Annotated in this window: 14 protein-coding genes; 8 read left to right on the forward strand and 6 right to left on the reverse strand. The window is 62.3% G+C overall.

All coding sequences use genetic code 11. The features are described from left to right. Positions 1–3: 3 nt before the first annotated feature. Positions 4–1,767, reverse strand: a complete 1,764-nt coding sequence (locus Q1K29_RS15220; RefSeq protein WP_300395938.1) for an acyl-CoA dehydrogenase — start codon at positions 1,765–1,767, stop codon at positions 4–6. A gap of 117 nt (positions 1,768–1,884) precedes the next feature. On the opposite strand from Q1K29_RS15220, the gene Q1K29_RS15225 reads away from it, so the two are divergent. The 6 genes from Q1K29_RS15225 to Q1K29_RS15250 are packed head-to-tail and all read left to right on the forward strand — an operon-like array spanning position 1,885 to position 7,514. Then, positions 1,885–2,523, forward strand: a complete 639-nt coding sequence (locus tag Q1K29_RS15225) for a YceI family protein (RefSeq protein ID WP_300395939.1) — start codon at positions 1,885–1,887, stop codon at positions 2,521–2,523. A gap of 32 nt (positions 2,524–2,555) precedes the next feature. Beyond that, entirely contained in the window at positions 2,556–3,305 is a 750-nt protein-coding gene (locus tag Q1K29_RS15230) for a YceI family protein (RefSeq protein WP_300395940.1), read from the forward strand. Positions 3,306–3,323: 18 nt separating this feature from the next. Next, positions 3,324–4,535, forward strand: a complete 1,212-nt coding sequence (locus Q1K29_RS15235; RefSeq protein ID WP_300395941.1) for a cytochrome b/b6 domain-containing protein — start codon at positions 3,324–3,326, stop codon at positions 4,533–4,535. A 21-nt stretch (positions 4,536–4,556) separates the two neighbouring features. Continuing rightward, positions 4,557–5,492 (forward strand): L-threonylcarbamoyladenylate synthase, encoded by a 936-nt coding sequence (locus Q1K29_RS15240; protein WP_300395942.1) that lies wholly within the window; start codon positions 4,557–4,559, stop codon positions 5,490–5,492. Between the two features lie 10 nt (positions 5,493–5,502). Beyond that, positions 5,503–6,108, forward strand: coding sequence for an FMN-binding negative transcriptional regulator (locus tag Q1K29_RS15245; RefSeq protein WP_300395943.1), 606 nt, complete (start codon positions 5,503–5,505; stop codon positions 6,106–6,108). Beyond that, on the forward strand, positions 6,105–7,514 hold the full coding sequence (locus Q1K29_RS15250) for an FAD-binding oxidoreductase (protein ID WP_300395944.1): 1,410 nt from the start codon (positions 6,105–6,107) through the stop codon (positions 7,512–7,514). The genes Q1K29_RS15245 and Q1K29_RS15250 overlap by 4 nt, the downstream gene beginning before the upstream one ends. On the opposite strand, the gene Q1K29_RS15255 is transcribed toward Q1K29_RS15250, so the two are convergent. Then, on the reverse strand, positions 7,511–8,734 hold the full coding sequence (locus Q1K29_RS15255; RefSeq protein ID WP_300395945.1) for a hypothetical protein: 1,224 nt from the start codon (positions 8,732–8,734) through the stop codon (positions 7,511–7,513). The two genes, Q1K29_RS15250 and Q1K29_RS15255, sit on opposite strands and share 4 nt — an antisense overlap. A gap of 70 nt (positions 8,735–8,804) precedes the next feature. Next, on the reverse strand, positions 8,805–9,344 hold the full coding sequence (locus tag Q1K29_RS15260) for a cupin domain-containing protein (protein ID WP_300395946.1): 540 nt from the start codon (positions 9,342–9,344) through the stop codon (positions 8,805–8,807). A 195-nt stretch (positions 9,345–9,539) separates the two neighbouring features. Between Q1K29_RS15260 and Q1K29_RS15265 the strand changes: the two genes are divergently transcribed. After that, complete coding sequence (locus Q1K29_RS15265) at positions 9,540–10,436, forward strand: acyl-CoA desaturase (RefSeq protein WP_300395947.1); 897 nt, start codon at positions 9,540–9,542, stop codon at positions 10,434–10,436. After that, the gene (locus tag Q1K29_RS15270; RefSeq protein ID WP_300395948.1) at positions 10,433–11,020 is read left to right on the forward strand and encodes an NUDIX domain-containing protein; all 588 of its coding nucleotides are present in this window, start codon (positions 10,433–10,435) and stop codon (positions 11,018–11,020) included. Before Q1K29_RS15265 ends, Q1K29_RS15270 begins: the two co-directional genes overlap by 4 nt. A 9-nt stretch (positions 11,021–11,029) precedes the next feature. On the opposite strand, the gene Q1K29_RS15275 is transcribed toward Q1K29_RS15270, so the two are convergent. The 3 genes from Q1K29_RS15275 to cydB all read right to left on the reverse strand — a co-directional run bounded on the left by Q1K29_RS15275 (position 11,030) and on the right by cydB (position 12,645). Further along, a complete protein-coding gene (locus Q1K29_RS15275) occupies positions 11,030–11,365 on the reverse strand; it encodes a YegP family protein (protein WP_300395949.1) in 336 nt (111 codons plus the stop codon). A 94-nt stretch (positions 11,366–11,459) separates the two neighbouring features. After that, entirely contained in the window at positions 11,460–11,618 is a 159-nt protein-coding gene (locus tag Q1K29_RS15280; RefSeq protein ID WP_300395950.1) for a hypothetical protein, read from the reverse strand. Continuing rightward, entirely contained in the window at positions 11,611–12,645 is a 1,035-nt protein-coding gene (cydB, locus tag Q1K29_RS15285; RefSeq protein ID WP_300395951.1) for a cytochrome d ubiquinol oxidase subunit II, read from the reverse strand. The genes Q1K29_RS15280 and cydB overlap by 8 nt, the downstream gene beginning before the upstream one ends. Positions 12,646–12,649: the final 4 nt, after the last annotated feature.

A 12,649-nucleotide genomic window follows, 5' to 3' on the forward strand; every position in this document is an offset into this window, starting at 1 on the left:
TAATCAGGACAGCCCGAACAGGGCTTCGCTTTCACTCATGAAGCTGTCGCCACCCCGGGTAATGCCCGAGACGCGACCCGGTGCCTCCGCCAGGGCCGTTTCGGCGAAATAGCCCGCAAGCGCCGTCATCCGGCCTCGAATGACGCCGCCATCAGCACGCGCCGCGATGGCGCCCTGCGTCAGGAAATGGCCGCCAATGACATCACCGGCAAGCTTGAGATAGGCCGTCGCACTGGCAAGGCCCTTTTCCCGCTTCGTTTTCATCGCTTCGCTCATCCAGACCGTCGCTTCGTCGAGCGCCTCGGCGGCGGCCTTCAGGCGGTCGGCGATGTAGACGAGCTGGGGATCATTCGTCTCGCGGGCCGACTGGGCCGTCTCGCGCACGTCCGTGATCATGTCGGCCATGGCCTTGCCATCAGCCATACCAAGCTTGCGCCCGACAAGGTCGATTGCCTGGATACCGTTGGTGCCTTCATAGATCGGCGCGATACGGGCATCGCGATAAAGCTGGGCGGCCAATGTCTCGTTCATGAAGCCCATGCCACCGTGAATCTGGACGCCAAGGCTTGCCACCTCAACCCCCATATCGGTCGACCAGGCCTTGGCGATCGGTGTCAGCAGATCCTCGCGCAGCCGGGCTGCTTCGCGCGTATCCCCCTCCGCCGTGTCTGCCAGATCGGCAGCAACACCGCAGGCGTAGCAGATCGCCCGGGCCGCCATGACATTGGCCCGCATCGTAGTGAGGGTCCGGCGGACATCGGCATGGTGGAGGATCGGCGCAGGCCCATCCACGCCTTCCACGCGGCCCTGTTTGCGCTCCTGCGCGTATTCATACGCCGTTTGGTAGGCCGCCTCACCGACCCCGACACCTTCATGGCCGACATTCAGGCGGGCGGAGTTCATCATCGTGAACATGCAGGCCAGCCCCTTATTTTCCTCGCCAACGAGCCAGCCTTTCGCGCCATCATATTCCATCACGCAGGTGGGCGAGGCGTGGATACCGATCTTCTTCTCCAGCCCGATGCAGTGGACCCCGTTGCGGTCGCCTAGCGAGCCGTCCTCATTCACCAGAACCTTCGGGACCACGAACAGGGATATGCCCTTCGATCCGGCCGGTGCATCCGGAAGGCGGGCCAGGACAAGGTGGATGATATTGTCCGCCATGTCGTGGTCGCCCCAGGTGATGTAGATTTTCTGGCCGCTGATGGCGTAGCTGCCGTCACCGTTCGGCACGGCCTTCGTCTTCAGCGCTCCGACATCCGAGCCGGCCTGGGGCTCCGTCAGGTTCATCGTGCCTGTCCATTCACCGGAGACGAGCTTCGGAAGGTAGCGCGCCTGCTGGTCCGGCGTGCCATGGGCGACCAGCGCCTCGATCGCTGCGAGGCTGAGCATCGGGCAGAGGCCAAAACTCATATTCGCCCCGTGGATGATTTCGAGCACGACATTGGCAAGTGTCTTGGGCAGACCCTGACCACCCCATTCAGTCGGCGCGGCAAGCCCCATCCAGCCACCTTCGGCAAATGCCTGATAGGCCTCGCGGAAGCCATGCGGGGCGACGACGCCCTGTCCGGTCAGCTGCGCGCCCTGCTCGTCTCCTGGCTGGTTTAGCGGCGCGAGAACCTCGTTGGCGAGCTTGCCGGCTTCTTCAAGGATCGGGCGGACCAGATCCATGTCGAATTCGGGAAACCCGCTGCCTTCGATCCGGGCGAGCTCTGCCACCTCTCTCAGCGCAAATTCCATTTCCTCGACGGGGGCGTGGTAGGCCATATCATGTGGCTCCGGGATATGTGCTATGTAACAGTCGTTCCAAGGTGCTACTGGATCGCTTACGAATAGGATCTAGTTTGTCGTCTGAAAACATCGGTTATTCAAAGGAGTTCGTCCATGCGTTCCATCATCGCGCCCGCAGCGGCCATTGCCATTCTTGCTGCGCCTGCAGCTGCCCAGTCTCTCGAGGATGTGGCTGCCGGCTCCTACTCGCTTGATAACAACCACGCCTTCCTGACCTGGACCGTGGTTCATAATGGCCTCTCCGACTATACGGTCAACTTCACCGATTTCGACGCGAACCTGGATTTCAATCCGGAAGACCCGGCCAGTTCCTCCATCGAGGTCACCATTGATCCGATGGAAGTGGAAACGAACTATCCGGGCGACTACAAGGCTGGCCATCCCGACAGCGGCTTCGAAAGCTGGAACGAGGCGCTGGCCAAGGATGACCGGTTCCTCAATGGCGACGAATATGGCGAGATCAAATTCGTCTCCACCGGCGCCGAGACGACCGGGGACACGACCGGCACCGTTACCGGCGATCTGACCTTCCTCGGCGTCACAAAGCCGGTCACCATGGACGTCACCTATAATGGCGTCACCAATTATCCCTGGTATGATGGCCGCGACACGATCGGCTTCACGGCAACGACCACGATCAGCCGTTCGGAATTCGGTCAGGAATCGCTTGCCGGCATGATTTCAGACGAGGTCATGATCGAATTTTCCGGCGAATTCCTTCAGGACCAATAAGCAGACAACCAGTTCAAAAGGGGCTGACCACCATGAAACTGACCCAGATCCTTCTCGTCGGCGCCAGTGCGCTGTTTATCACCGCCTGTGACCCGGCGACCGGCAGCGACGACACCGACGTCGATACGGCGGTCGACGAGGCAGAGACTACGCCGGAGGGCGAAGCAACCGACGTTGCCGAAGAGTCCGACCGCGCGGAAAAACTCCAGGGCGTCGCAACCGCCACTTACGAGCTCGAACCGACACACGCCTTCCTGTCCTTCACCGTCACCCATGGCGGCGTGTCGGAATACACGGTCGACTTCACCGATTTCGACGCAACTCTGGACTTCAATCCCGATGAGCCCGCAACGTCTTCTATCGAGGTCATGATCGACCCGATGGGCCTGAACGTGAACTATCCCTCCGACTTCAAGGCTGGCCACCCTGACAGCCCCTATTCCACCTGGCCGGAAGCACTCTCAAAAGATGAACGTTTCCTGCAGGCGGGCGAGTATCCGGAGATCACCTTCGTTTCCACCAGCGCCGAACGCACAGGCGACTATACAGGCACCGTCACCGGCGACCTGACCTTCCTTGGCGTGACGAAACCCGTCACCATGGATGTCACCTATAACGGCACGGCCAACACGCCCTGGACAGGAGAGCGTGACCTGATCGGCTTCAACGCCACGACGACATTCAACCGGTCCGAATTCGGCCAGGAGTCGATGGCTGGTGTCATTTCCGACGAGGTTACCGTGGCATTTTCGGGAGAATTCATTCAGGAAGAAGCGGAGTAAGTTCCAGGACACCGCACCATGCCCTATTCCCATCGTTACGCCGCTGTGGCGATCGCCCTTCACTGGCTGATCGCCGCAGGCATCATCTTCATGATCCTGCTCGGCTGGAACATGGAGGACAGCGAAAGCCTGTTCCAGCTGCACAAATCCGTCGGCATCACCATCTTGCTGCTGACGGTCGCGCGTATCGTGTGGCGTCTGCTGAACCCGCCACCGGCCCTGCCAGCGGGCATGAACCCATGGGAAAAAATGGCGAGCCACGCCGTGCACCTGGCCTTCTACGGCCTGATGCTGCTGATGCCGCTCACTGGCTGGCTGCTGGTCTCGACCGCCTACAATTTCGACATTCCGACGGTGCTCTACGGCCTTGTGAGCTGGCCGGACATTCCGGGTGTCGGCTTTCTCGCCAATGAAGGCGGCCATGAGGCCGTCGAGTTCGTCCATTCCAAACTGGCCTGGGTCGCGATTGTCCTGCTTGGTCTGCACGTCGCAGGCGCGGTCAAGCATGAGATCTCTGCGGAGGAAGGCGTGCTGAAGCGAATGATCCCGGGCCTGTTCGGCAAGACTGGCCGGCCCAGCCCGCCCCCCATGGCCTTTATCGCTTCCTTCGGCGCGGCGCTTGGTGTGTTTGTGCTGATCGCCGGTGCGCCGGTTATCTTCGGCGGCAGCGGCCCGGCGCGTCCTGCACCAGAAGCAGCAAGCGGCGGCGGCACGTCCGGCGAGTCGATTACGGCAAACTGGGAGGTTGAGCAGGACGCCTCCAGTATCGAATTTTCAGGGTCCCATGATGGCAGCGAGTATCGCGGCGAGTTTGAAGACTGGTCGGCGGATATCCGTTTCGATCCTGAAAATCTCGACAATGCCCGCGTGCAGGTTTCCATCCGCACCGGCTCGGCGGAGGCCAGCAAGAAGCTCTATACCGACAGCCTCAAGTCTGATGAATGGCTTGCACCGTCTCAATATCCCGAAGCCACGGTCGACCTCACCAACTTCCGCCAGACCGGCGAGGAGAGCTACACAGCCGACGCAACGCTGAACCTGAAGGATAGCTCCGTCACCGTTCCCTTCGACTTCGACCTTGAGATCGATGGTGATGAAGCCCGCATGGAAGGCGCGACAACCGTGGAGCGCACGCCGCTCAATCTCGGCCAGAAATCCGATCCGTCCGGAGACTGGGTCGGCGAGCAGGTCTCGATCGAGGTTGAAGTCCGGGCCTCGCGCGCGGACTGAATGGGTGCTAACCGGGCGGCCATGACGGCCCCTGTCCTGTTCCCCGTCCCCGAGGCGATTGAAAACGCAGTGTCCATTCTGCGGGCCGGCGGGCTTGTGGCCATGCCGACCGAGACGGTTTACGGGCTGGCGGCTGACGCGGCCAATCCTGACGCTGTCGCCGCCATATATACGGTAAAGGAACGCCCCGTTTTCAACCCGCTGATCGCGCATGTCGCCTCACAGGATGCCGCGTTCGCGCAGGGCGACTTCTCTGATAAGGCCAGGACGCTTGCCGCAGCCTTCTGGCCCGGCCCGCTCACGCTCGTGGTGAATGCAACCGCGCAGACGACCGTCTGCGATCTCGCCCGGGCAGGTCTGGAGACGCTGGCGCTCAGGGTTCCCGCGCATCCCATCGCACGGGCCCTGCTGGAAGCGTTCGGCGGCCCGCTGGTCGCGCCCTCCGCCAACCCGTCAGGCCGGATCAGCCCGACCCGCGCCGAACACGTCGCCACTGACATGGGCGAGAAAATCGACCTCATCCTGGATGGCGGAGCCTGTGAGCAGGGCATTGAATCCACCGTCATAGATGCCCGCGGAGAGACGCCCGTCCTCCTTCGCCGCGGGACCATCACGCCCGATCAGATCGAAACCGTCTGGCCAGGGCTCGCCGAGGGCGGTGATGAGGGCCGGCCCGTCTCACCCGGCCAGCTGCTACGCCACTATGCGCCCGACGCCGCACTGCGCCTGAATGCCGATGCGCCGGAGCCGGGCGAAGCCTTTCTCGGCTTCGGTCCCGGCGAAGCGACGGCCAACCTCTCGGCAACCGGCGACCTGGCCGAGGCGGCTGCCAACCTCTTTGCCATGCTCCGCGCACTCGACCGCACCCATGACCGGATCGCGGTGGCTCCCATCCCGATGGAAGGGCTCGGCGCGGCGATAAACGACCGTCTGGTCCGCGCCGCCAATCGACGTTAAAACAGCAGGCATGCACCCGGCCCCGGCCTTTCTGGACACTGATCGCGACCGGCTCCTGAGGCGGATCGAAGCCTGGCCCTTTGCGCTGATCGTTGGTGTGATGGATGCCCGCGCCCATGTCGCCCATACGCCGGTCATCCGTGGTGAAGGCGGCACCCTTCTTTTCCATCTTGCACGCGCCAACCCCGCCTGCCGCGCCATCTCGGAGACCGGACGCGCGCTCATCGTCTTTTCCGGTCCACACGACTATATCTCACCGGACTGGTATGGTCAGGCCGATCAGGTGCCGACCTGGAATTACCTGTCGGTGGAGGCCGAAGGGGCCGTCACGGCGCTCGACAATACCGGTGCCGCAGACGTTCTTGACCGGCTTTCGGCGCGCTTCGAGGAAGAACTCCTGCCCAAGCCGGAATGGACGCGGGCCAAGATGTCGCCCGGGAAATTCGAGACCATGCTGAACGGCATTACGGCGTTTTCCCTATTGCCCGAACGTCTGGAAGGGACCACCAAAATCGGCCAGAACAAGCCTGCCGAGGTCCGAAAACGTGCGGGCGCAGCCTTGAAAGCAAGAGGCGGAGACCCGACCATTTCAGCCATGATGGAGCGCGACACATGACCCGCCCGAGCGATGATTTCCTGACAGACGCCAAGGCCCTCCTTGGTGACAAAGGCTGGAGCGAGGACGCCGACAAGCTGAAAGAAGCCGCCACGCCCTGGCGCGGCACCTGGCCCGGTGAGACCCCCCTTCTCGCCATGCCCGGCTCAACCGAAGACGCCGCAGGACTGGTAAAGCTCTGCGCGAAACACAAGGTCGCGCTGGTTCCGCAAGGCGGGAATACAGGCCTTGTCGATGGTGGCACGCCACATGGCGAAATCACCGTCTCAATGCGCCGGATGAAGCAGGTCCGCAATGTCGACACGCGCAACAATTCGCTGACCATCGAGGCCGGCGCGCCGCTGGTCGATGCGCAGGCGGCCGCCGAAGAGGCCAACCGCCTCTTCCCGCTCTCGCTCGGCTCGGAAGGCCAGGCGACGATTGGCGGGCTGATCTCGACCAATGCCGGGGGCGTGGCCGTGCTGCGCTATGGCATGATGCGGGACCTGATCCTCGGCCTGGAAGTCATTCTGCCCTCGGGCGAGATCTGGGACGGGCTCTCGGGCCTGCGCAAGAACAATACAGGCTATGACCTGAAACACCTTTTCGCCGGTGCGGAAGGTACACTCGGCCTGATCACGGCGGCGACACTGAAGCTCTTCCCGAAAGTGGCGAAGGCCACGGGCTGGGTGATCTGCAAGTCTGCCAGCGATGTCGTCGATCTGCTTGCGCTGGTGCGCGACCATGCCGGCGACACGGTAACAAGCTTCGAGATCATTCCCGCGCGCGCCATCGAAATGGTCCAGGCGGATGTGCCCGACACGCGTGACCCGGCGCCCTCCGGCCTGCCCTGGCGGGTGCTGGTCGAGGTCTCCATGTCGCGCGAGGACCAGGCCCGCGAGACCTTGATGGAGGCGCTCGGTGAAGCGATCGAGAAAGAGCTCGCCGACAATGTCATCATTGCCGAAAGTCAGGCCCAGGCCGACAGTTTCTGGCACATTCGCGAGACCATCCCGCTGTCGAAACGCGCCTTCGGGACCGCGATCAATCACGACATCTCGGTGCCCGTCTCGGCCATTCCGGAGTTCCTCGATGTGACCGAAGCGGAGATCCACAAGGTCGCCGCGCAGGCGGAGATCGTGGCCTTCGGCCATGTCGGCGACGGCAATCTCCATTATTCGGCCTGCGAGCCGGTCGATGTCGACCAGCCGATCCTGTCCAACCATGCTGGCGAGATCACCCGCATCGTACACGAACAGGCGATGAAGTTTGGCGGCTCGATCAGTGCCGAGCATGGCGTTGGCCGGCTGAAGCGCGACGAGCTGGCCGGCATCCGCCCGAAGGCTGCGACCGAGACGATGCGCGCCATAAAGACCGCGCTCGACCCGCTCGGCATCATGAATCCGGGCCGGGTCGTCAGCGTCTAGGCGGCAGCTGGCACACCATCGCCGCGCAATCGGCCCCGCCCGCGTCCGGCGGCAAGCACGAGCAGGGCCACAAGCGCGATGCTGGTTGCCTGGGAGGAAAAGACTTCCAGCATCACCGCGAAAAACCAGGCCGGCAGGCCGCGTGACGGCCCGTCCGCATTTAGAACCTCTGGTCCCCCTTCACCGAGCAGGCTCAGCCGCGCGGTCTCGATCCGCGCTTCCAGCTCGGCACGGCGCTTGGCCAAGCCAAGCTCATTCTGGGCATCTCGATAGGGTTTCTGGTGCGTGCGCCCGACTTCCTCGACCCCGCGCAGATAGGCTTTCAGCCCTTCGACCGAACGCGTTTCGGGCGGGATGCCATCGAGCTGGCGCTGATAGTCCGCGATCTGAGATTCGATCACCGAGCGGGCATCTGCGGCGGCTTCGGCAGAGCTGGTCCGCGCATCCTGATTGGTCTGCATGAACATGGCCGTGCCGAGTACGCTGGTCGCCGCGCCAGCCAAGGCAAAAGCCAGTGATCGCGCGCCTTCTTTCCGGCGCCCGCCGGAGACGTGCCACCAGAAGAAGGTGAACCCGCCAAAGGAGCAGACCGAGGCGATCACACCGGCCCAGCCCCAGATCTGTCCCTGGACATCCTCTGTCACGCTTGCGCTGAAAGCCTGGTAGTTCGCAAAGGCCGACAGGCCGGCCGCCGCCAGCCCCGCGCCCAGAAAGATGAACGACAGAAGAATGATGATCAGCGCCTCGAAGACACCGCGGCTGCGCGGCGCATTCGCCAGGGTATCGGGCTGTTCCGCCTGAGGCGCCTCACCCGGCAACGGCCTGTTCGTCTCAAACGGCGTTGCAGTCTCTGCCAGCGGTTCATCCACGAGTTCGGCCCGCCAGGTCTCAACCTCTTCCTCACTCGCAGGACAGACGTCGTGCCGCACAGCCGGCAGTGTCTCCCTGCGCAATGGGATGATCTCGGCTTCGGTATAGACATCCGGCTCAGCCTGTATTTCGGCCCCATCAAGCTCACTCAGATAGGTGCGGATCGGCGCGGAGACGCCGCAACTCGTGCACCGCGCCTGACCGTTCGCCAGGCTGAGCTTCAGCGCTCTTGGCGCATTGCAGGCGGGGCACTCGACGCGCGCAACATCCCCCTCCCCGAAGGCCTCCTCGAACCCATGGGCGACAAGCAGCGCCCACAGCTCACCTGTACGTTGCTGAATAGCTTCCATGAAATTGCGCCCTGCTCATTGAAATTCATGATCACCAGCAGAACACTAACAGAACAAAACAGGAATTAAGTCAAGACCTGTCGACGAGAACGGCGACGAAAAGCGCTGGCTGGTTACCTTCTACGACCCAGGCATGGTTCGTCGCGCGCTGCACGACGACATCGCCTGGCTCGATCACGGTCTCGTCCTCATCAAGAAGCAGGCGCACCCGCCCCTTCACCAGGATGATGGCGTCCAGCGTATCGGTCTTGTGCATGGCGGGATGGCGCGATGTGTCCGGCTGGTGATCGCCCGCGCCCATTTCGACAAACGCCGCCCGCGTGATCTCACGCATTTTTTCCGGCGGCACGCCTTCCGGCGCCGGCTCAATGGCGAACCAGCGGATCTTCACCCCACCCTTCGGCGGCGAGAGCTGCGGCTTGCCTGCGCCGCGGTCGGTCTCGTCTCCAGTGTCGATTTCGCCAGACGTCGTATCGGTCCAGATCTCGAACAGACCGCCCAGATCGCCGGTGCGGAACTCGGCGGCTTGCGCGCCATCAAGCACGATCTTCGACTGGCCCTCCCCAGTCTCTCCGGTCACCACCCTGCGCAATTCAAATCCTGCTGACATTCTCTTTCCTCCCGTTTTTACGTTTCCGCGCAGGATAGACGTGAGCGGACGCCAAACGCCACCGAAAGCGGCAAAAACGCGACGAATGCAGCGGCGCGGGCAGAATGCCTCTTTTCCGACATGAAAATCGTTCTTAATAGTCTGATAGGCAGAGCCATCCAGAATGGTTCCGGCTGCCTGTTTCCGGAGGACTTGATGCCTAAAATCCCGCGCTCGCTTGCGATTCCCAAAACCTGGAAAACGTTCAACTTTGCGAGCTTCTTCGCCGCAATCCTGTATCCCGCCCTCGGGCTGGCCCTTCTGATCACCATGGTCGCGCTCGGCTTCGCGCTGACCCATATCGAACTCAAACTCTGGTACCTGCCGCTGTCGCTTGGCGTGATCGCGCTGACCATCTTCGTCTGCAATGCCGGGATCGGCCCGCTCCACCGGCTCATCCAGCACCGCGCCGGCGAGATGCGCTGGCCCGCCCAGGTGCTGACCATGCTCAACCTGATGATCGCCATGCAGGGCAATGTGAAGGACTGGGTGAACTATCACTCCCAGCATCACCGCTTTGCAGACGGCCCGGGCGACCCGCACAACCCGTTCGAGTCCAAGCGCTGGGCCTGGGTTGGCTGGATCCTCTTCCGCGACCGCAAGGATTTGATGCGTCCGGTCCCGATGTGGATGAAAACCCATCCGATCGTGGTCTGGATGGATGGCTTCTACAATTCCATCTCGCTGGTCATTCACCTGGTCATCCCGACTGCGATCTACCTGATCGTCTGGGCTGCCGGTGGCTCACTCGTGCTCACCGCCATCATCCATGCCAGCGTCGTGATCGGCCGCGCCATCCAGTTCCACGCGACGAATTACGGCATCAACGTCCTCGGGCACCTGCCGACGCCGAAATGGGTCGACCATCTGATCGCCCTTCTGACCGGTGGTGAGGCTTTCCACGATCACCACCATGATCAGCCTGTCTCCGCCCTTCACCGTCCGCGCAAGGGCGTCTGGAACCGTATCGTGGACTATAACGGCACCATGCTGCTCATCTATGAGAAGCTTGGCTGGGTGCGGAACCTGAAGATCGCTCCGCAATTCGCGTGACGGACGGGCCTGAGAAAGACAAGGTTCGCAATCTCGAAGGCACGGTTCTGTCTGACGCCTGGGCCAGGCTGACGCGGTATAGTTTCGATCTCCGCCAGTCAGACGGCCAGTGGGACAGCCAGACCCGCGAAATCTATGACCGGCAGGATGGTGTGGCTGTCCTACCCTATGATGCCGGACGCGGCACAGTATTGCTGGTGCGTCAGTTCCGTCTGCCGGGCTATCTGAAAGGCGGGGAGACGGCTCTCATCGAAGCATGCGCGGGTATGCTGGACGAGACCGATCCGGCAGACCGCATCCGCCTGGAAGCCGAAGAAGAACTCGGCTACCGCCTCCACGCCCTGGAACGCGCCTTCGGTTTCTATGTCAGCCCCGGTAGCGTGACCGAGCGTATCACCTGTTTCACAGCCCGCTACACGCCTGCCGACCAGGTTTCGGACGGCGGCGGCAAAGCCGATGAGGGCGAGGATATCGAGGTGCTCGAAATGCCGCTCGACGAGGCCCTTGGCCTCGTGAGATCAGGCGATATCCGCGACGCAAAGACCATCGCCCTCATCCAGCACGTGAAACTGTCTCTCGGCTAAGCGACAGCGTTATTCCGTGAGGTCGACCACGGTCGCATCCGGCGCGTTCTTCTTCACTGACTCCACGCCATTATCGCGGCCGGATTCGCTCTTGTAGCTCTGCGATGTGCCGATCACCTGGCCGTTGGTGGATTTCAGATTGAACATGAAATTGCCTGCAGAGGTTTCCTTCTTCTCGTAGCGGGAGTCCTTGGGCGCATTCTTCTTGACGGACTCGACGCCGTTCTTCGCGCTGGCCATCTGCTTGTAGCCTTCACTGCTCAGAATGGTCTCGCCATTACCAGCCTTGAGGCGGAACCGGATTTCACCGGCCTTGTCATTATAGAGTTCGAATTTGGCGGCCATATCCTGTCCCTTTTGCTACAGTCGCGAAGAATTCAGCGACCCTTTCTTGGTTGCCTCGCGAGGCCCCAATGTCAAGCAGATGAGCGATCTGTCGCTATCCCACGAACAGCAATGCGCGCAACGCGTAAGCGAAGACGGCGACGACGGCGAGGCTCATCAGGGCCAGACCGGCAAACCAGGCCAGGCGCCGCCATACGGGGCCGGCACCGCGCCCCGTCTCGTCCGGGCCTTCCGGCTCGAAAAGGTCAGTCATGATAAGCCTCATCCGGGTCCACCTTGCCCCAGAAGAGCGAGTAGACATAACCGGTATAGATCAGGATGACCGGCAGCATGATCACCGCACCGACAAGCATCAGCATCAGGGCATTGTCGCGCGCGGCCGCTTCCCAGATATCGATATCGAACGGCACAAGGACCGGGAAAAGGCTGACGGCGAGGCCGAGATAACCGGTCAGGAAGATGCCGGCCGAAAAGACGTAAGGCCGCCACTCGGGCGCGCCGACCTTCATCATGAGATCCCGCGCGGTCAAAACCACGAGCGCCATGCCAATCAGCGGGATGGGCGATAGCGGCAGGAGCTTGGCCGGATTGACCGATGTCATGGTAAAGCCCCAGCGTTCGGTCACTCGCGGATCGATCGACAGGGTGGCGAGGCTGACAGCGGCAAAGCAGATGGCGACCCCGACGAGCGCCAGCAGCGCCCGCTTGCGGGCACGTTCCTGCACCTCGCCTTCGGTCTTCAGCACGAGCCAGCAAGCCCCGAGCAGCGTGTAGCCGATGGCCACCGAGATCGCCACGAGGATGGTAAAGGGTGAGAGCCAGTCGAAGGCACCGCCTGCAAAGCTGCGGCCCTCCACCTCTACGCCCTGAATGAAGCCGCCAAGGATCAGCCCCTGCGACAGCGCGGCCACGAGTGAGCCGCCGAAGAAGGCTCCGTTCCAGAACAGTTTTGTCGGCTTGCGCACCGCCTTGTGGCGGAACTCGAAGGCGACACCCCGGAAGATCAGCGCTGCCAGCATCATCAGCACGGGCAGGTAGAAGGCGGGCATCAGGATCGCATAGGCAAGCGGAAAGGCCGCGAAGAGGCCGCCCCCGCCAAGGATGAGCCAGGTTTCGTTGCCATCCCAGACCGGCTCGATGGAGGCGGTCATCAGGTTGCGTTCCTCGTCGGTCTTGGCCAGCCCGGTCAGGATGCCGACACCAAGGTCCATGCCGTCAAGCAGGACATAGAGCATGACCGCGGTTGCGATCAGGACAGACCAGATAAGCGGCAGATCCATAGTC

It is taken from the genome of Henriciella sp. (genome assembly GCF_029937755.1).
In the GTDB taxonomy this organism is placed as follows: Bacteria; Pseudomonadota; Alphaproteobacteria; order Caulobacterales; family Hyphomonadaceae; genus Henriciella.